The sequence below is a fragment of the Pseudomonas sp. 20P_3.2_Bac5 genome (assembly GCF_025466035.1).
GTDB lineage: Bacteria > Pseudomonadota > Gammaproteobacteria > Pseudomonadales > Pseudomonadaceae > Aquipseudomonas.
Window position 1 is genome coordinate 24,276 of the sequence record NZ_JANLOA010000125.1, and the last position, 17,311, is coordinate 41,586.

The window sequence follows — 17,311 nt, forward strand, 5'->3', positions numbered from 1 at the left end:
GTGCCGTTCCCCTAATAAGAACAACAGAGGTTTCATCCATGTCCAAGCATGCTGCCAATGCTGCTGTCCAGGGTTCCGCCGCCCCCGTCGCGGACGCCAGCGACAAGGGAAGTCGCTATTTCCAACTGATGCTGCTGGTGCTCGCTGCCGGCGCGATCTACCCGATCCTCTACCTGCGGCAGGTCTACCAGACCACCATGCTCGAGGTATTCCAGATCAACCACAGCGAGCTGGGTTACCTGTACTCCATGCTCGGCACCATCTTCCTGCTCAGCTACCTGCCCAGCGGCTGGCTGGCTGACCGCATCGCCCCGCGTTTCCTGATCTTCTTCTCGCTGGTGGCCACCGGCGCGCTGGGCCTGTGGTATTCCACCGCGCCGTCGATGACCGGCCTGCTGATCATCTTCGGCTGCTGGGGCCTGACCACCGGCCTGACCTTCTGGGCCTCGGTGCTCAAGCGGGTCAAGATGATCGCCCGGCACTCCGAGCAGGGCCGTTTCTTCGGCATCCTCGACGGCGGTCGCGGCCTGGTGGAAGCGCTGCTGGCCACCGTGGCCCTGGCGCTGTTCGCCTTTGCCACCGAAACCCGCGGCGAATCGGTCGCCGAAGGCTTCAAGCATGTGGTCTACCTGTACTCCTTCACCTGTATCGCCATCGGCTGCGTGCTGGTGCTGCTCAAGGACCCCAAGTCCATGGAAAGCACCGAGGCGGTGGAGAAGGGCAAGTTCAACCTGCTGAGCGACCTCGCGACCCTGGTCAGGATCCCCGAGCTGTGGCTGGTGACCGCCATTGTGTTCTGCGGCTACCACATCTTCTGGGCCACCTACAGTTTCTCCGACTACCTGCAAGGCAGCGGCATGACCGCCGTCATGGCCGGCACCATCACCACCATCAAACTGTGGATGCGCCCCATCGGCGGCATCGGCGGCGGCTGGCTGGGTGACAAGTTCAGCAACGTCTCGGTGCTGATCGTCGCCATGCTCCTGGCCACCCTGGGCATCTTCGGCCTGATCGTCTTCCCGGCGCTGAACAGCCTCGGCCTGCTGATCGCCACGGTGATCTTCATCGGCCTGATGACCTACGCCATCCGTGGCCTGTACTGGGCAATCCTCGATACCTGCGCCATTCCGCTGCGCATCACCGGCCTGGCGATCGGCATCGTTTCGGTGGTCGGCTACCTGCCCGACACCTTCATTCCGCTGATCAACGGTTACCTCACCGAACACTACCCTGGCGCCCTGGGCTACAAGCTGTACTTCAGCTACATCGGCGCCGTGGGCCTGATCGGCACCCTGGCCGCGGTGGCACTGCGGGCCCGGGTCAAGCGCAACAACCGACTTCAGAACACAGGTGCCTGAGATGAAAATCGTCGCTCTCGAAACCCATATCGTCGCCGTACCGCCACCGTACATCGGCGGCATGTACTGGCTGTTCGTCAAGCTGCGCACCGCCTGCGGCATCGAAGGCGTCGGCGAGATCTACGCCGCCACCTTCGGCCCCAAGGCCATGCTGCCGATCATCGAGGACGTGTTCGAGCGCTACCTGCTCGACCAGGACCCGCACCACATCGAGCGTTTCTTCCGTCAGGCCTATTCCAGCGGCTTCACCCAGCGCCCGGACCTGACCATGATGGGCGTGGTCAGCGGCCTGGAAATGGCCTGCTGGGACATCATCGGCAAGGCGGCGAACAAGCCGGTCTACGAACTGCTCGGCGGCAAGGTGCATGAGCGCCTGCGTTCCTACACCTACCTGTACCCGGTCAACAGCCAGGGCGAGTACGACTACGACGACCCGGACCTGGCCGCCGAATGCGCGGTGCAGAACATGAACAAGGGCTTCACCGCGGTGAAGTTCGACCCGGCCGGCCCGTACACCGCGTACTCCGGGCACCAGATTTCCCTGGAAGTGCTGGAGCGCTGCGAAACCTTCTGCCGCAAGATCCGCGAGGCGGTGGGCGACAAGTGCGACCTGCTGTTCGGCACGCACGGGCAAATGGTGCCGTCTTCGGCGATCCGCCTGGCCAAGCGCCTGGAGAAGTACGACCCGTTGTGGTTCGAAGAGCCGATCCCGCCGGGCCAGGAAGACGCCATGGCCCAGGTGGCCGGCAAGACCAGCATCCCCATCGCCACCGGCGAGCGGCTGACCACCAAGTACGAGTTCTTCAAGCTGCTGCAGGCCGGCGGTGCGTCGATCCTGCAGATGAATGTGGCGCGCTGCGGCGGCCTGCTGGAGGCGAAGAAGATCGCCAGCCTGGCCGAGGTGTACTACGCGCAGATCGCCCCGCACCTCTACAACGGTCCGATCGGCGCGGCGGCCAGCTTCCAGCTCGCGGCCTGCACGCCGAACTTCCTGATCCAGGAAAGCATCGAGACCTGGGGCGGCTTCCATGCCGAAGTGCTGACCAGGCCGCTGCAATGGGAAGACGGCTACATCATCCCGTCCAGCGAACCGGGCCTGGGTGTCGAGCTGAACATGGACGTGGTGCGCAAGCACACGCCCTACACCGGCCAGCGCCTGCACCTGCAAATGGCACCGACCCCGGCCGACGTGCGCGACACCTCGCCGGCCAAGGGCTGACCCGACGCTCGCCCGGCAACGGGCGGCGCTCACTCTGACTTACGCGGTAACTGCATGACTTACGACTACATCATCGCCGGCGCGGGTGCTGCCGGTTGCGTCCTCGCCAACCGGCTGTCGGCCTCGGGCAAGCACTCGGTGCTGCTGCTGGAAGCGGGCGGCAAGGACGACTCGTTCTGGTTCAAGATCCCGGTCGGTTTCGCCAAGATGTATTACAACCCGACCTTCAACTGGATGTACTACAGCCAGCCGCAGCAGCAACTCGCCAATCGCGCCATCTACGCCCCGCGCGGCAAGGTGCAGGGCGGTTCGGGCTCGATCAACGCGATGATCTACGTGCGCGGCCAGGCCCATGATTTCGACGACTGGGCGGCCAACGGCAACGACGGCTGGGGCTTCAAGGACGTGCTGCCGTACTTCCGCAAGCTGGAGAACCACCCGCTGGGCGACAGCGCCTATCACGGCGGCAGCGGGCCGATCAGCATCACCCCGATGAAAGGCCAGACCCACCCGATCTGTGACGTCTTCCTCAAGGGCTGCGAAGAGCTGGGCTATCCGCGCAGCGAAGACTTCAACGGGCCGAAATTCGAAGGCGCCGGCATCTACGACGTCAACACCCGCAACGGCCAGCGCTGCTCCAGCAGCTTCGCCCATCTGCACCCGGCGCTGAGCCGGGCGAACCTGACGATCGAACATCATGCGCTGGTCGACCGGGTGCTGTTCGAAGGCGAGCGCGCCAGTGGCGTGCTGGTCAGCCAGAACGGTGTCAGCCGCAGCTTTATCGCGCGCAAGGAAGTCATCCTCTGCGCCGGCGCCGTGGATACACCGAAGATCCTGCAACTGTCCGGGGTGGGCGACCGCGCGCTGCTGGACAAGCACGGCATCAAGCAGGTCAGGCAACTGCCGGCGGTGGGCCGCAATCTGCAGGATCACCTGTGCGTCAGCTACTACTACAAGGCCAATATCCCGACCCTCAATGACCAGCTCGGCTCGTTGCTCGGCCAGCTCAAGCTGGGCCTGCAATACCTGTTCACGCGCAAGGGCGCGCTGGCGATGAGCGTCAACCAGGCGGGTGGCTTCTTCCGTGGTCAGGAGGGCGAGCAAAACCCCAACCTGCAGTTGTATTTCAACCCGCTGTCGTACCAGATCCCGAAGAACAACAAGGCCAGCCTCAAGCCCGAACCGTACTCCGGCTTCCTGCTGTGCTTTAACCCGTGCCGGCCGACCAGCCGAGGTCATGTCGAAATCGCCTCGGGCAACCCCCGCGATGCGGCGCTGATCGACCCCAACTACCTGAGCACCGAGAAAGACATCGACGAAGTGATCCAGGGCAGCCGGCTGATGCGCAAGATCATGCAGGCCCCGGCGCTCAAGGGCATTACCGTCGAAGAAGTGCTGCCGGGCCCGGCGGTGGACAGCGACGAGCAGATGCTGGCGTACTTCCGCGAGAACAGCGGCTCGATCTACCACCTGTGCGGCACCTGCGCCATGGGCGCCGACGAAGCCAGCTCGGTGGTGGACAAGCGCCTGAAAGTGCATGGCCTTGATGGGCTGCGGGTGATCGATGCGTCGATCTTCCCCAACGTGACCTCGGGCAACACCCATGCTGCGGTGTTGATGGTGGCGGAGAAGGGGGCTGATCTGGTGTTGGCGGATGCCTGATCACCTCGCGACGGATCATCGCCCCGACAAGCGCGCTCCTACTGTGCAAAACGCTGTAGGAGCGAGCTTGCTCGCGATGCGCCGCCTATGCGGCGCTCGTTCCTGAAAACACCGACCATCTGCCAGCCTGCAAGAAAACCTCTACAGAAATGAACCTGCCCAAGCGAAAGTTGTACAAGAGAATATACTTGTACAATATTTCGCAGCGCTTTCGAGGTTCTTTCACATGCCCAGCACAGGCTATCACCGGCGACGCACCCTGCTTTCGCTTTGCCTGTTGCTGGCAATGACCGCCAATGCCGCCGCCGACTGGCGGCCCGCATTGCCCGATGCCCGGCTGGTGGGCAGCGGCGAATTCACCTGGTTTGGCCTGCGCCTCTACAGCGCCCGCTTGTGGAGTCCGGTCACACCGCCGGACTTGCAGCAGCCCTTCGCCCTGGAACTCATCTACCACCGCTCGCTATCCCGGGACACGCTGGTCGAAGCCAGCCTCGAGGAAATGCGCCGCCTCGGCGACAAGACCCTGGACGCCGCCACCCTGGACCGCTGGACCGAGGCCATGAACAGCGCCTTTGTCGATGTGCGCCCCGGCATGCGCATCACCGGCTTGTATCTACCAGGACGTGGCTGCCGTTTCTATGTCGACGGCGAGCTGCGCCGCGAGGTTGACGACGCCGCCTTTGCCCGTGCGTTCTTCGCCATCTGGCTGGACCCGCGGGCCCGTGATCCACAACTGCGCCAGCGCCTGCTGGGGCAGGCCGATCGAGGAGAGTGACATGCGCAGAATCCTGATCCTGCTTGGCTGCCTGCTGCTGGGCAGTTGCGGCAACGTCGATGTGCAGACCTATGCCAAGGAACAACCCGGCCTGAACCTGGTGGCGTTCTTTTCCCGCCCGGTCCAGGCCTGGGGCATGGTGCAGAACCGCTCCGGGGAAGTGACCAAGCGTTTTCATGTGCGCGTCGACAGTCGCCGCGAAGGCGAACGGCTGATCCTCGATGAACGTTTCGTCTATAGCGACGGCACGCGCCAGCAACGTACCTGGACGCTGACGCCGGACGGCCAGGGTCGCTGGCGCGGGCGGGCCGGCGATGTGATCGGCGAGGCCGTTGGCGAAGTGGCCGGCAACGCGCTGCACTGGCGCTATCGTTTGGACGTTCCGGTCGATGGTCGCCACTGGGAGCTGGATATGGACGACTGGATGTACCTGATGGACGAAGACACCCTGATCAACCGCACCAGCATGCGCAAATTTGGCGTGGAAGTGGGGCAGGTGACGCTGTTCTTCCGTCGCCTGCCGGAGGCGAACGCGGGTGACTGAAGCTGCCCGGCTCGGCCTGGTGCTGGGTGACCAGTTGTCGTTCGACCTGGCGTCGCTGCGTGCCCTCGACCCCGCCCGCGACGTGCTGCTGATGGCCGAGGTGGACGCTGAAGCACGCTACGTGCCGCACCACCCGCAGAAGATCGTGCTGATCTTCAGTGCCATGCGCCATTTCGCCGAGGCCCTGCGTGAGCAAGGCTGGCGGGTGCAGTACGTGCGCCTGGACGCCCCTGACAACAGCGGCAGCATCGCTGGCGAACTGCGCCGCTGGCGTGAGGTGTTCGGCGCGGACGAAGTGCACCTGACCGAGTGCGGCGAATGGCGGTTGGAGCAGGCCCTGCGCGAAAGCGGGTTGCCGCTGGTGTGGCATGCGGACCGGCGTTTTCTCTGTTCGCGTCAGGCGTTCGGCCGCTGGGCGGCGGGTCAGTCGCAGTTGCGCATGGAGCACTTCTACCGCGGCATGCGCAAACGCAGCGGCCTGCTGGTCGAGCCCGACGGCAGCCCGGCCGGTGGCGCCTGGAACTACGACAGCGACAACCGCAAGGCGTTGCCCCGTGGGCTGCGCGGACCGTTTCCGGCGCATTTCGAGCGTGACGCGATCACCCAGGAGGTCATCGCCCTGGTGGGCGAGCGCTTCGGTGACCACTACGGCAGCGTCGAAGCCTTCGACTACCCGGTGACCCACGATCAGGCCCAGGCCCTGTGGCAGCATTTTCTCGACTTCGGTCTGGCGGCCTTCGGCGACTTCCAGGACGCCATGGCCGAGGGCGAGCCGTTTCTGTTCCATGCGCGCATCAGCGCGGCGCTGAACATCGGTTTGCTGGACGTCCGCCAACTGTGCGCCGACGTCGACAGCGCCTATCGCCAGGGGCGGGTGCCGCTCAATGCGGCCGAGGGTTTCATCCGCCAGTTGATCGGCTGGCGCGAGTACGTGCACGGCATCTACTGGCTGCGCATGCCCGAGTACGCGCAGCTCAATACCTTCGATAACCAGCGGGCCCTGCCCGAGTTCTACTGGACCGGACAGACCGGCATGCGCTGCATGTCGCGAGTGATCGGCCAGACCCTGGAGCTGGGCTACGCCCACCATATTCAGCGGCTGATGGTCACCGGCAATTTCGCGTTGCTGGCCGGCATCGTGCCGTCGGCGATCTGCGAGTGGTATCTGGCGGTCTATCTGGACGCCTTCGATTGGGTCGAACTGCCCAACACCCTGGGCATGGTCATGCATGCCGACGGCGGCTACCTCGGGTCCAAGCCCTACTGCGCCAGCGGGCGCTATATCCAGCGCATGTCCGACCACTGTGGTGCCTGTCGCTACCGGGTCGAGCGGGCGGTGGAGGAGGACGCTTGTCCGTTCAACGCCCTGTACTGGCATTTCCTCATGCGTCACCGCCAGCCGCTGGCCGATAACCCGCGCCTGAGCATGATCTATCGGGGCCTGGACGCGATGGACAGCGCCCGTCGTGACGCCTTGTGGCTGCGCGGCGAGTCGCTGCTGGCGCGGCTGGATGCCGGGGATGCGCTATGACGCGCTCAGCGCCATGCGGCGAGACGCAAGCACAATGGCAGCCAGAGCGCCCATAACGGCGCCAGCAGCAGTGCGGTGTTGAGGTTGCCCAGCGGCAGTTCGATACCGGCAAGACGGGCGCCGGCGAGGTAGGCTGGCGGCGCGCCGAGCAACCCCAGCAACGCGCCCCACCCGAGTGGATGCGCGGCCCACGCCAGGCTGTGGCGCATGCCGCTGGCCAGCACCAGCCAGAGCAGCGCCAGCCACAGTGGTAGCGGTGTCTGGTCGAAGGCGAAAACGCCAGCCGCCCCCAGTCCGCTGTCCAGCAGGCAACCCGCCAGGCCGACCCGCAGTAACGCCGCCAACTCGGCTTTCGGGTTGTCGCAATAGCGCACATGAATCAACAGGCCGATCAGTACTGGCAACAACAACCAGGGCCGCTGCGCGCCGAGCACGCAACCCCACCAACCCGCCTGCAACCACAGGGCATTGCCGAGCAGCCAGGCGCGGGACACCTCAGGCGCCCGGCAGCGGCGCTCGCCGCGCAGTCGGACCGGCCCACAGCAACTGGGCGACGCCAATTGCCCGCTCTTCGAAACCGCCCTGGCAGTAACACAGGTAGAACTCCCACAGGCGCTGGAAGGTTTCGTCATACCCCAGCTCCAGCAGCGCGGACCGTGACTGGTTCAGGTTGTCGCGCCAGTGCCGCAGGGTACGCGCATAGTCCTGGCCGAAGTCTTCCATGTGGATCAGGTTCAGCGCGGTCTGCCGGCTCGCGGTGTCCAGCAGCACGCTCAGCGAGGGCAGGGCGCCGCCGGGAAAGATGTAGCGCTGGATGAAATCCACCGAGCGCCGCGCCTGGGCGTAGCGCTGGTCGCGGATGGTGATCACCTGCAGCAGCATCAGGCCGTTTTCCTTCAGGCGCGCGGCGCATTGGCGGAAATAGGCGCGCAGGTAGCGATGGCCGACGGCCTCGATCATCTCGATCGACACCAGCTTGTCGAAGCTTCCGCGCAAGTCGCGGTAGTCCTCGCGCAGCACCGTGATGCGTTGCTCCAGGCCCAGCGCTCGCACGCGGTCCTGCGTGTGTTGGTATTGGGCGTCGGAGAGCGTGGTGGTGGTGACCCGGCAGCCATAGTGCGTGGCCGCGTGAATGGCCAGGCTGCCCCAGCCGGTGCCGATTTCCAGCAGGTGCTCATCGGCCTGCAGGTCGAGCTTGCGGCAGATGCCGTCGAGCTTGTTCAACTGCGCCTGTTCAAGGCTTTGTTCGGGGCTTTCGAACTGCGCCGCCGAGTACATCATGGTCGGGTCGAGCAGGCGCTCGAACAGCGCATTGCCGAGGTCGTAGTGGGCGAGGATATTGCGCCGCGAACCGCTGCGGCTGTTGCGGTTGAGCCGGTGCAGCAGGCGCAGCGCCGGGCGGCCGAGGCGCGCCAGACCGCTTTCGAGGGCGTCGAGGACCTCCAGGTTGGCGACGAACAGGCGGGTCAGCGCCGCCAGGTCCGGGCTGCGCCAGTAGCCGTGAATGTACGCCTCGCCGGCGCCGATCGAACCGTTGCTGGCGACCAGGCTCCAGGCTGCCTCGTCGGTGATCTCGACCTCGGCCTGCAATGGACTGTCGGCATCGCCGAACGTCCATTGGCGGTCATTGCAGGTCAGGCGCAGGTGACCCTGGCGCAAGCGCCGCAGTTGCGCGAGCACCGCGGTTCTGGCCAGGCTGCCGAGCAGCGGGCTCAACCCGGTGGACTTGCTAACGGTCAGGGTGGGAATGGACATGCTCGGACTCCTCGCGGGTGTGTCGGCCAAGTCCCAGGCTGTCCTGGCTGGCGTGGTGGTCATGCAGTGGGGTGCGTTTGAACAGCAGGCGCAGGGCCTGCCAGTAGATCGAGGTCACCGTGCGCAGGCTCATCCACGGAAACGCCAGGATATGGCGGCGCAGGGATGTGGCCGTGAGTGCCTGGCGGCTGAGGGTGAGGTCGGCCTGGAACACCTTGTGGCCCTCGCGCCAGTTCTCCATGTGGATGCGAATGTGCTGCGCATCGAGGAAAAAGCGCAGGCGGTAATCCATGTCCAGCGGCATGAACGGCGAGACATGAAAGGCCTTGGCCACCGCGAACTGCCGGGGTCGCCCGGCCTGCACCGGCAGCACGTAGTGGAAGCGCTCGCGCCACGGCGTGTTGCGTACTTCGAGCAGGATCGCCGCCAGGCGCCCGTCGCGGTCATGGCAGAAATAGAAACTCACCGGGTTGAACGACAACCCCCAACTGCGCGGCTGGGTCAGCAGGTGCACGGCGCCTTCGGACGTTTCGCCGGTGGCCTGGCCGACCAGGGTGCGCGCAGCATCGGCCAGCGACTGGCCTTGCCGGGTCAGGGCGGGCAGGAAGTCGCGCTCGCGCCAGCTCAACGGCGCCAGCAGCGAGGTGCCGAGCCAGCGTGACAGGCCGAGCAGTTGCGGTTGTTCGTCCAGATCGACGTAGAGCATGCCGACCCGGTAGCGAAACGCATGCACCCGCGGGGTCAGGCGGCGATGGCTGACCCAGCCGTGACACAGGCTGCTGTTCACAGGTGTTCTCCGAAGTGTTCCGCGACCCGCAGTGCGCTGGTCACGCCGTCCTCATGGAAGCCGTTGGCCCAGTAGGCGCCGCAGTAAAAGCTGTGTTGCTGGCCCTGTAGTTCGGCGTGACGCGCTTGCGCCGCCACGGCCGCGAGGCTGTATTGCGGATGGGCGTAGTCGAACCGCGCGAGTATCTGCGCCGGGTCTATTTGCGCGGTCTGGTTGAGGCTGACGCAGAAGGTCACCGGCGCCTCGATGCCCTGCAGGATGTTCATGTCGTAGGTCAGCGCGGCCGGTGCCTGCTGCGTACCGCCGAGGCGATAGTTCCAACTGGCCCAGGCCTTGCGCCGCCTTGGCAGCAGGCGCGTATCGGTGTGCAGGACGACCTCGTTGCTGGCGTAGCGCAAGGCGCCGAGCACTTCGCGTTCGGCGCCACTGGGCGCGTCGAGTAGCGCCAGCGCCTGGTCGCTGTGGCAGGCGAACACCACGCTGTCGAAACGCTCGGGTCCGTTGCTGCTGGTGAGGGTCACGCCGCCTTCGTCACGGCTGACCCGGGCTACCGCGCAGCTCAGCCGGATACGCTCGGCGAACCTCCGGCACAGCGGCTCGATATAGCCGCGCGAGCCGCCCTCGACCACCCGCCACTGCGGGCGATTGCTCACCGACAACAGGCCGTGGTTGCGGCAGAAACGCACGAAGAATTGCAGAGGGAAACCGAGCATGTCGGCGCGCGACATCGACCAGATCGCCGAGCCCATGGGCACGACATAGTGGTCGATGAAGCGCTGGCCGTAGCGCTGCGCCCGCAGGTAGTCGCCGAGGGTGGTGGCGGCGTCGATCCGTCCGCTGTCGAGGTCGGCCAGCACCTGGCGGTTGAAGCGCAGGATGTCGCGCAGCATGCCCCAGAAACCCGGCGACAGCAGGTTGCTCCGCTGGGCGAACAGGCTGTCGAGGTCGTGGCCGTTGTATTCGAGGCCGGTTTGCGGATCGTGCACCGAGAAGCTCATCTCGGTCGGCCGCGAAGCCACGCCGAGGTGATCGAGCAGGCGAATGAAATTGGGGTAGGTCCAGTCGTTGAACACGATAAAACCGGTGTCCACCGCGTAGTGCTGGCCTTGCCACTGCACATCGACGGTGTGGGTGTGGCCGCCGATCCAGTCGGCGGCCTCGAACACCGTGATTTCGTGGCGCCGGGACAGCAAGTGGGCACAGGTCAGGCCGGCGATGCCGCTGCCGATGATGGCGATACGCATGGGTTCTAGTCCTGTTCGTTGCGCGCCAGGCGCTGGCCCAGCTTCAGGCGCCAGCGGGCCGGCAGTGCGCCGAGCAGACGCAGCACCAGGGTGAAAAGGGTCGGGAAATTGATTTCCAGCGGGCGCCGCGGCAAGCGTTCGGCGATATGCCGCGCGGCACGCTCGGCGCTCCAGATCTGTGGCATGGGGAAGTCGTTGCGCTGGGTCAGCGGGGTGTCGACAAAGCCCGGATTGACCAGGGTGACGTCGATGCCTTCGGCGATCAGCTCGATGCGCAGCGACTCGATCAGGTAGCGCAGCGCTGCCTTGGACGCGCCATACGCGCCAGCCCGCGGCAAGGCCAGCCAGGTCACCGAGCTGCCGGTCACCACCAGATGCGGCTGTTGCCCGCGTCGCAGCAGCGGCAGCGCGGCCTGCAGGCAATGGCTGACGCCCAGCAGGTTGGTGTGCAGTACCCGTTCCACCAGGGCAGCATCGAAATGGCCGGGTTCGAGGTACTCGCAGGTGCCGGCGTTGAGAATCACCTGGTCGAGTGCGCCCCAGGCCTGTTCGATCTCGGTGACGATGGCCGCGACCTGCTGCGGGTCGCTGACATCGCCGGTGGCCAGCAGCACCTGGCCGGGGAAGCGCAGGGCCAGCGGCTCCAGCGTCTCGGCATTGCGACCGCCGAGCGCCACCTGATGGCCTTGCTCCAGCAGGCGCAGCGCCAACGCGGCGCCGATGCCGCTGCTGGCACCGGTCAGCCAGCAGCGGCTCATGCCAGCCGGCCCTTGAGCCAGCCGATCAGGCTGCCCATCACTGGAAGGTGTTCGTAGAGCAGGGCGCCGGCATCGAAGTAGTCGCGGTGAAAGTGAACCCGGTCGGTCCAGCGCAGGTGGCTGCAACCGTCCAGGCTGATCAGCTTGCCGCCCTCCAGGCGCGGATGGCGAAAGTGCAGGGTCCAGCGCAGGTAGCCGCGGCCGGCGCCGACTTCGTCCAGGTCGTGGAAGTCGTAGCGGATGTCCTGCGCATTGGCGTAGAGCTGGTCGAAGTAGGCCCGCAGTGCTGGCAGGCCGTTGATTTCGTGCAGGGGATCGCGAAACACGATGGTGTCGCTGTACAACTCATCCAGCCGCGAGAGGCTGCCCGCATCCAGCGTGGCAAAGCGGTTGGCAAAGGATTGCAGGTAGCTGGACATTCGCATCTCCGAGGCAATCTTGTACAAAATACAAATCTTGTACAGGTATACCTAGAGAGTATGACTAAAACTGTACAAGTCAAACTCCCTGTACAGTTTTTCTCGCGCGCTGCTCAGCGCACGCGCAACAACCGGTCCAGCGACACTGCTCCCGCGCCGCGGGCGACCAGCAGCAGGAGCAACCCCGCCCAGGACAAATGCACCGGCCAGGCATCGGGGTACACGAAAATTTCGATCACCAGAGTCATGCCCAGCAGCGCCAATGCCGACAGACGGGTGAACAGGCCAAGTACCAGCAGCAGCGGGAACAGGTGTTCCGCGTAGGTCGCCAGATGCGCCGCCAGCCACGGCGAGACCAGCGGCAGGGCGTAGTCGCTCTGGAACAGTTCGTAGGTGCTGGCGGTGATGCTCAGGAACCCTTCGACCTTGGTTCGGCCGGAGAGGAAGAAGATCGAGGCGATGCCCAATCGCGCCACCAGGCACAACACGCTATCGCCCAGCAGGTGCTGCAGGTAGTCGGCGATGCGGTTCCAGCGCTGGCGCAGCGAGCGGTTGGTGGCGGTGGGGTGGGTGATATCCATGGTGAAACCTCAGGCGAGTGAGAGGGGCAGGAAGACCCTGGCCTGGAGCAGCCGGCCAAGCAGGTCGTTGAAGTCCAGGTCGGGTTGGGTTTTTTCCGCGAGCAATGCGGCCTGTTCGAGGGCATGGCCGGCAGCGCAGGCATCGAGAAAGGCGCAGCCGCCGGCGTCCAGCGGGTGGTGACCTACGCCCTCGGCGCCGCCCGTCAGCAACGCGCCTTCGGCGATCCACGGTTGTGCGGGCGGCCAGTCGAGGCCCTCTCTGTTGTGGCGCCAGAGGCTGAATACCGGGTGCAGCGGGAACCAGCGCCAGCGCACACCGCGGCGGGGGCGCAGGTGGCAGCGGGCAAGGTCGGCGGCGCTCATGCCGGCCAGCTCGGTGAGGTCGAGGCTGGGGTCGACGGGCGCGCTGAAGGCTGCCGCCCAGTCGAAGTCCAGGCGCGCAACGTCCGCCAGCCAGGGCGTACCTTGAGCGCCGGTCTGCTCATCGAGAAAGTCCGGGAAGCCGGCACCATACCGGATCAGCCGTGGATCGCCCGGCGGCGAGAGTTGCGCATAGGCGGCTGCGGCGCCGTGCATCCAGTCGTAGCCGACCAGCCGCTCGACACTGGGGAAGTTGGCGCACAGCGCGTCGACGGCGCCGGCCAGCACGGTATTGCGGTACACCGCGAAGGCCGGTTGTTCGGTGAGTGCCGCCAACTCCTCTGCGGGGTTGCCATAGAGCGAGGCGACGAAGGCATCCTGGAACTGGCCGAGGGTCAGGTTCATGGTGTGGCTCCGTTCTGGTCGAGGATGGCCTGGGCGATATCGCGTTCGCCGATCAGCTCGCTGAACGCGGGGATATTGCCGTCGCGTTCGATCAGCGTGGGGCGTGGCCCGATGCGCTGGATCAGTTGCCGGTACAGGGCCCAGACCGGCTCGGCGATGGCGGCGTCATGGGAGTCGATCAACAGGGCGCCCTGGTCGTCCTCGCTGTGCCCGGCCAGGTGCAATTCGCTGATGGCCTGGGCGGGAAAGCGTGCGAGGTAGTCGGCCGCGCTGAAACCGAGGTTGTGCGCGCTGACGTGGACGTTGTTGACGTCCAGCAGCAAGGAGCAGTCGGTGCGCCGCACCAGTTCGCCGAGAAAGTCGATTTCGTCCCGGTCGTGGCCGTCGAGGCGCAGGTAATGGCTGGGGTTTTCGATGGCGATGCAGCGTCCCAGGGCGTCCTGGGTGCGCAGAATATTGTCGGTGATGCGTTGCAGTGCTTCGTCGCTGCGTGGAAACGGCAGCAGGTCTGGGTGGTACTGGCCGCGCCAGGTCGACCAGGCCAGGTGCTCCGACACCAGCGCCGGCCTGACCCTGTCGATCAACGCCCGCAGGCGGCGCAGGTGCGCCGCATCCGGTTCGGCGTCGGCTGCCAGTGACAGCGCAACACCGTGCAGCGAGAGCTTATGCCGTTCGGCGATCCGCTCCAGCCACGCCAGGCGTGGGCCACCGACCATGTAGTTTTCCGGATGGACCTCGAACCACAGGCCGTCAGCCTCGCACGCCAGGGCTTGCGCGTAGTGTTCGGCCTTGAGCCCGAGTCCGGCGCCCATTGCGTTGATCCCGTTCATGGTCGGTGGCCTGCGCTTAGTGCTGAGTCGGTGTCAGCGAGCCCATGCCGGTGGGCGTCTTGATCGAGGTGCAGGTGCCGGCCGGGACGTTTTTCCAGCTCATGCCGTCGTAGTCTTTCTTCGAACTGCCGGCGCAGGTGGTGCCGGCACCGGCCTTGCAATCGTTCTTGCCAGCCATGGCGACGCCGTAGCACTTCTCCATGGCGGCGCCGCTGGCGGCTTTGCTGGTGGTGTCATCGGCCATGGCGGCACCTGCCAGCGAAGCGAGGGCGAGGGCGGCGGTGAGGCGAGTGAAGTTGTTCATGGTGCTTTCTCCAGGGGATGTGCCGTGGTGATCTACCGGCGGCTCATGGAGTAATTCGCCGCGCTGGCCGATCGGGTTACAGCACCCTGAAAATATTTTTTGAGCATTCTCCGGTGGCCCCTGGAGTGATGAAATTGTTTCTCGCGCTTGCGTCGCAGGTGACGGCGATGCTTCGATGAAAAAAGAAACCCACTGGTGTAACCCTGGCGGCCAATGCAACGAACTAACTCACAGGACGTGCTGGACGAACGCGAGTCCCACCTGCAGACGTTGCTGCTGAACGGGCTGGCGGGCGATGCCGTGGCCTATCGCGAATTCCTCGCGGCATTGGCGGTGCATGTGCGCGGCTTGCTGCGGCGGCGCCTGGCGCAGCGTCCGGCGGAAGTCGAAGACCTGCTGCAGGAAGTGCTGCTGGCGGTACACAACGCCCGCCATACCTACCAGGCGCAACAGCCGCTGACCGCCTGGGTGCAGGCGATCGCCCGCTATAAGCTGGCCGATCACTTTCGCGGTCACGCGCGGCGTGATTCGCTGCACGACGTGCTGGACGACGACAGCGACCTGTTCGCCGCCAGCGATGAGGCGTCGGCCGAGGCCAGTCGCGACCTGGGCAAGTTGCTCGGACAACTGCCGGACCGCCAGCGCCTGCCCATCGTCCACGTCAAGCTGGAGGGCCTGTCGGTCGAGGAAACCGCGCGTCTCACCGGGCTTTCCGGTTCTGCGGTCAAGGTGGGCATACACCGAGGGCTCAAGGCTCTCGCCAAGCTGATTCGAGGTAAAGGCGACGATGAAGACCGATGAACTGATTGCCCTGTTGGCCGCCGCTGAAGGACCGGTGGACCGCCATGCGCTGGCGAGGCGTCTGGGACTTGCGCTGCTTGGCGGCGTGGCGTGCGCGTTGCTGCTGACCATCGCCATTTACGGCGTGCGCGGCGACCTGGCCGAGGTCGCGCGCACGCCGCTGTTCTGGGCCAAGGTCGGCTTGCCTGGCAGCCTGGCGCTGCTTGGCATCGGCTTGACTCAGCGCCTGGCCCGGCCCGGCGTCAAGGGCGGCGCACTCTGGGCGTTGCTTGGCCTGCCGCTGGTGCTGGTCTGGGCGGGGGCGGCGATCAGCCTGGCCGGTGCCCCGGTCGAGGCCCGCGCCGACCTGATCTTCGGCCGCACCTGGCGCACCTGCCCGCTGAATATCGCCTTGCTCTCGGCACCCAGTTTCATCGCGGTGTTCTGGGCCCTGCGCGGTCTGGCGCCGACCCGCCTGCGCCAGGCGGGTGCCGCCGGCGGACTGCTGGCCGGCGCCACGGCAACGCTGGTCTACTGCCTGCATTGCCCGGAAATGGGCGTGCCGTTCTGGGGGCTCTGGTATCTGTTGGGGATGTTGTTGCCGACGGTGCTGGGCGCGCTGCTCGGGCCGCGCTTGCTGCGCTGGTGACCCGCGCAGCAGGGCGCATGGAAATCAGCTAAGCGGCGTCAACCGACTCAACTGTTCCGCGGTGGCGAACCCAAGGGTTCGGTAGCGCGGCGGGTAGGTGCCCGTCGGTTGCAGCCACTCGCTCAGGTGGGTTTCCAGATCATTCCATTCCACCACCCGGGTGTCGGCAGTGCCGTCGTCGCGCAATTGCACCAGCGCGACGCGGTCGGTGCGCGGCAGCAGGGTGTCCACGGTTTCTGTCCAGCTGCACGCCGAGAAGGTCCGGACGTCGTCTTCGGACTGACGGAAAAGCTGGTAGGTCGCGACGAACAGGTCCTGCTGGTGCGCTTCATGGATCTTGTCCAGCAACTCCTTCTGCATGTGATAGGCACCTTGCAGCAGCACGCGCTCCAGGCTTGCACGGCGTATTTCCAGAGCTTCGTTGCCGGGCGGGAAGGGCACGATGCGCTGATCGTCGTAGGTGTAGACCTGGCTGGACAGCGTGCGGCCGTTTTCCATGGTTTTCTGGCTGACTTCGACCATGTGCAGGATCGCCTCCTCGTCCTTGTCGCCCGCCACCAGCAAGACATCCGTGGTGGGGATCATGAACACCGGCCGGCCCTTGACGGGCGCCCGCTGCAACACGTCCGGCAGCAGCACCCGGCTGGTGTCGTAGCCGTCCCCCCAGCGCCCGACATACAGCCCCGGCACGACCTCGTCGAAGGCATCCGCAGTGGTTGCGCGCAGGTTGTCCATGGCAATCGCCATGGCCTGTTCCATGTTCACGCCCCAGTGTTCCTCGGGGCCTTTGGTCAGGGTGGAGGTGGCTTCGGGAGAGTCGACCGCCAGCAGCGCCACGCAGTCCTTGCCCACCGGCAATTGGGCCACGCTGTACGGCGCATCCAGTCCTTCGGTACGGACGGTGTGCAGGCGGACCTCTTCAAGCATGCCGAGGTTGCGAACGACCGGGCGCAACAACGACCTGACCTCCTCGAACGAACGCGGCCCGGTGTCGCGGGCTCTGAGTAAGGTCGCTATGTAGCCGTTAAGCGCAGCAGCCCGCTGCGGGCGCTCAGCGTTCTGATAATCACGGAAGGCGTTGTGCAGATTGAAGTAGGCGCCCTCGCTGTGTTCGATCCGGAAGTCGTCCGGCGCATAAGTGAGTGGGCCACTGAAGCCGGCGTCGCGCGCGGCCTTGATGAATATTTGGGCGAACCCGTCCTGGGTGAGGGGGCGGTTGAAGACTTTGTCGAGCAGGGCGCCGAGCATGCGCAGGATCCTCCATGGGTGCGGGCGGTCGATCATGCTTAGAGGGCGGGTGCCGGTAAAGTTTCATTGCCGATTATGTGAAGGGTCCTACAGTTGCGGGTA

Annotated in this window: 19 protein-coding genes; 8 read left to right on the forward strand and 11 right to left on the reverse strand. The window is 65.6% G+C overall.

What is annotated here, in order from left to right; all coding sequences use genetic code 11:
• The first annotated feature begins 38 nt into the window (after window positions 1-38).
• From NTD88_RS22935 to NTD88_RS22960, 6 genes are all read left to right on the forward strand, one after another.
• Complete coding sequence (locus NTD88_RS22935) at window positions 39-1,358, forward strand: MFS transporter (RefSeq protein ID WP_262154478.1); 1,320 nt, start codon at window positions 39-41, stop codon at window positions 1,356-1,358.
• A 1-nt stretch (window position 1,359) separates the two neighbouring features.
• On the forward strand, window positions 1,360-2,577 hold the full coding sequence (locus NTD88_RS22940) for a mandelate racemase/muconate lactonizing enzyme family protein (RefSeq protein WP_262154477.1): 1,218 nt from the start codon (window positions 1,360-1,362) through the stop codon (window positions 2,575-2,577).
• Window positions 2,578-2,631: 54 nt separating this feature from the next.
• The gene (locus NTD88_RS22945; RefSeq protein ID WP_262154476.1) at window positions 2,632-4,239 is read left to right on the forward strand and encodes a GMC family oxidoreductase; all 1,608 of its coding nucleotides are present in this window, start codon (window positions 2,632-2,634) and stop codon (window positions 4,237-4,239) included.
• 226 nt (window positions 4,240-4,465) lie between these two features.
• Window positions 4,466-5,014, forward strand: coding sequence for a chalcone isomerase family protein (locus NTD88_RS22950; RefSeq protein WP_262154475.1), 549 nt, complete (start codon window positions 4,466-4,468; stop codon window positions 5,012-5,014).
• A 1-nt stretch (window position 5,015) separates the two neighbouring features.
• A complete protein-coding gene (locus tag NTD88_RS22955; protein ID WP_095155324.1) occupies window positions 5,016-5,558 on the forward strand; it encodes a DUF3833 domain-containing protein in 543 nt (180 codons plus the stop codon).
• Window positions 5,551-7,089 (forward strand): cryptochrome/photolyase family protein, encoded by a 1,539-nt coding sequence (locus NTD88_RS22960; protein ID WP_262154474.1) that lies wholly within the window; start codon window positions 5,551-5,553, stop codon window positions 7,087-7,089. Before NTD88_RS22955 ends, NTD88_RS22960 begins: the two co-directional genes overlap by 8 nt.
• Before the next feature lie 5 nt (window positions 7,090-7,094).
• Here the strand turns inward: NTD88_RS22960 and NTD88_RS22965 are convergent, their stop codons facing one another.
• The 10 genes from NTD88_RS22965 to NTD88_RS23010 all read right to left on the reverse strand — a co-directional run bounded on the left by NTD88_RS22965 (window position 7,095) and on the right by NTD88_RS23010 (window position 14,532).
• Window positions 7,095-7,583, reverse strand: a complete 489-nt coding sequence (locus tag NTD88_RS22965) for a DUF2878 domain-containing protein (protein ID WP_262154473.1) — start codon at window positions 7,581-7,583, stop codon at window positions 7,095-7,097.
• 1 nt (window position 7,584) lies between these two features.
• Entirely contained in the window at window positions 7,585-8,844 is a 1,260-nt protein-coding gene (locus NTD88_RS22970; protein ID WP_262154472.1) for an SAM-dependent methyltransferase, read from the reverse strand.
• The gene (locus NTD88_RS22975; protein ID WP_262154471.1) at window positions 8,819-9,631 is read right to left on the reverse strand and encodes a DUF1365 domain-containing protein; all 813 of its coding nucleotides are present in this window, start codon (window positions 9,629-9,631) and stop codon (window positions 8,819-8,821) included. The genes NTD88_RS22970 and NTD88_RS22975 overlap by 26 nt, the downstream gene beginning before the upstream one ends.
• Entirely contained in the window at window positions 9,628-10,875 is a 1,248-nt protein-coding gene (locus tag NTD88_RS22980) for an NAD(P)/FAD-dependent oxidoreductase (protein ID WP_262154470.1), read from the reverse strand. The genes NTD88_RS22975 and NTD88_RS22980 overlap by 4 nt, the downstream gene beginning before the upstream one ends.
• A 5-nt stretch (window positions 10,876-10,880) precedes the next feature.
• Window positions 10,881-11,633 (reverse strand): SDR family NAD(P)-dependent oxidoreductase, encoded by a 753-nt coding sequence (locus tag NTD88_RS22985; RefSeq protein ID WP_095155318.1) that lies wholly within the window; start codon window positions 11,631-11,633, stop codon window positions 10,881-10,883.
• On the reverse strand, window positions 11,630-12,052 hold the full coding sequence (locus tag NTD88_RS22990) for a nuclear transport factor 2 family protein (RefSeq protein WP_262154469.1): 423 nt from the start codon (window positions 12,050-12,052) through the stop codon (window positions 11,630-11,632). The genes NTD88_RS22985 and NTD88_RS22990 overlap by 4 nt, the downstream gene beginning before the upstream one ends.
• A gap of 113 nt (window positions 12,053-12,165) precedes the next feature.
• On the reverse strand, window positions 12,166-12,633 hold the full coding sequence (locus NTD88_RS22995) for a DoxX family protein (RefSeq protein WP_262154468.1): 468 nt from the start codon (window positions 12,631-12,633) through the stop codon (window positions 12,166-12,168).
• Between the two features lie 9 nt (window positions 12,634-12,642).
• On the reverse strand, window positions 12,643-13,398 hold the full coding sequence (locus NTD88_RS23000; RefSeq protein ID WP_262154467.1) for a DNA-binding domain-containing protein: 756 nt from the start codon (window positions 13,396-13,398) through the stop codon (window positions 12,643-12,645).
• Entirely contained in the window at window positions 13,395-14,228 is an 834-nt protein-coding gene (locus NTD88_RS23005) for a DUF692 domain-containing protein (RefSeq protein ID WP_410017307.1), read from the reverse strand. Before NTD88_RS23005 ends, NTD88_RS23000 begins: the two co-directional genes overlap by 4 nt.
• Window positions 14,229-14,244: 16 nt before the next feature.
• Complete coding sequence (locus NTD88_RS23010; RefSeq protein ID WP_095155313.1) at window positions 14,245-14,532, reverse strand: DUF2282 domain-containing protein; 288 nt, start codon at window positions 14,530-14,532, stop codon at window positions 14,245-14,247.
• Window positions 14,533-14,745: 213 nt separating this feature from the next.
• On the opposite strand from NTD88_RS23010, the gene NTD88_RS23015 reads away from it, so the two are divergent.
• A complete protein-coding gene (locus NTD88_RS23015; protein WP_262154466.1) occupies window positions 14,746-15,333 on the forward strand; it encodes a sigma-70 family RNA polymerase sigma factor in 588 nt (195 codons plus the stop codon).
• On the forward strand, window positions 15,320-15,961 hold the full coding sequence (locus NTD88_RS23020; protein WP_262154465.1) for a DUF1109 domain-containing protein: 642 nt from the start codon (window positions 15,320-15,322) through the stop codon (window positions 15,959-15,961). The genes NTD88_RS23015 and NTD88_RS23020 overlap by 14 nt, the downstream gene beginning before the upstream one ends.
• A 24-nt stretch (window positions 15,962-15,985) precedes the next feature.
• On the opposite strand, the gene NTD88_RS23025 is transcribed toward NTD88_RS23020, so the two are convergent.
• Window positions 15,986-17,209, reverse strand: coding sequence for a hypothetical protein (locus NTD88_RS23025; protein ID WP_262154464.1), 1,224 nt, complete (start codon window positions 17,207-17,209; stop codon window positions 15,986-15,988).
• Between the last annotated feature and the right edge of the window lie 102 nt (window positions 17,210-17,311).